Source organism: Muribaculum sp., from assembly GCF_029051885.1.
GTDB lineage: Bacteria > Bacteroidota > Bacteroidia > Bacteroidales > Muribaculaceae > Muribaculum.
Map to the genome: position 1 here is coordinate 1 of NZ_JAIDKI010000238.1, position 1019 is coordinate 1019.

Consider the following 1019-nt stretch of genomic DNA (forward strand, 5'->3'; position numbering starts at 1 on the left):
CCTCACTGCGCGAACACATCTGCACGACGCTTGACCGCCCCAGCGTTAACAAATATTGGTGAACGGGGTCTTAGACAATCTCTGAATCGTTAAATAATTTTATGATTTGCTTATAAGTGTGATATTTTGCTTATCTTTGTAGACATTCGTGTATGAGGAATTCAAGACCAAGGATGCCGAGGCGGGCAAGGCTACAATCGACTGTAGCTATGTCGAGACCATTAGCCAGGGTGTACATCTTAACTTTACCGGAAGCGATGTGTATTATGTGCGCACCTGCTGGGGCATACGTTCCAAAATGGATTCATATGCGGAGATTTTCGGCCAGGACTATCTGATGGGTCTTTTCGGACAGAACTGGGATCTTTCGTTCCTCCAGGGTAGCGGCGAGCTCGGCGAGGGTGTACCCAATGCCGTGTGGCCTTACGACCCGTCAATCAAGGATTATGTGATGTTTGTGCGCGCATATGATGCCGACGGAAATGCTACCGACAAGCGTTTTGACATCACTATCGAAACCGGAAGCGATGTGACTGCCGGACCTTCAATCAAGATATTCAGCAAGGAGAAGAATACCGGCTATGTGAAGGTCAACTTTGAGATTTCGCCGAGCAATGTAGAGGAGGCTTACGTGCGTCTCTGCGGCGAGAACTTCACCGACGACCGTCTCAACATGGGCTATGAGCTTTATGAAATAGCCATGGGCGGCGATGCGGAGGATATCACATCGGCTATCAATAGTCTGGGCGAGTATACATATACCAATTCGGAAGTAGAGGAGGAGTGGAAATCGCTTCTTATCTATGCCAAGGACAAGGATGGCAACCGCACCACACAGCGTATCAATTTCTACCCTGATACAGAGAGCGAGTGGGCTATTCCCAATCCGGTTTATGGCGCTCCTGCCGTGCGTAAGGTGCCTGCCGTAAAGCAGATATCGAGCAAGCGCAATCCGACTATGAGAAAGAAGTAATAATATTACGTTATAAAAATCAAAGAGCTGCGACGGTCGTATTGAC

The 1019-nt window shown here is 48.4% G+C and carries 1 protein-coding gene; it reads left to right on the forward strand.

What is annotated here, in order from left to right:
• Positions 1-148 precede the first annotated feature (148 nt).
• Positions 149-973, forward strand: coding sequence for a hypothetical protein (locus K2I50_RS09780; protein WP_301026139.1), 825 nt, complete (start codon positions 149-151; stop codon positions 971-973).
• Positions 974-1019 lie beyond the last annotated feature (46 nt).